The 335-nt window shown below is 57.9% G+C and carries 1 protein-coding gene; it reads left to right on the forward strand.

The features are described from left to right. Positions 1-335, forward strand: a 335-nt coding sequence (locus AC5Y4D_RS27405) for a pentapeptide repeat-containing protein (RefSeq protein ID WP_500038786.1), incomplete at both ends; no start/stop codon positions are given.

Raw genomic sequence — 335 nt, forward strand, 5'->3', positions numbered from 1 at the left:
GCGGCGGCCGCTGCGGCCGACATCTTCGGCAATACCGGCACCGGCAATATCGGGTTCGGCAATACCGGGGACAACAACATCGGTTTCTTCAACACCGGTGACGGCAACATCGGTATCGGTAACTCCGGTTTTGATTTGCGCGGCTTGATGAACGCCGGGGTGGGTAACTCGGGGTTGTTCAACACCGGCAGCTACAACACCGGTATCGGTAACTCCGGCACCGGTAACACCGGGCTGTTCAATCCCGGCAATTTCAACACCGGTATCGGTAACCGGGGTAGCTACAACACCGGAAGCTTCAACGAGGGCAGCTTCAACAGTGGTGACTTCAACGC

The sequence above is a fragment of the Mycobacterium sp. NGS67 genome, assembly GCF_059812185.1.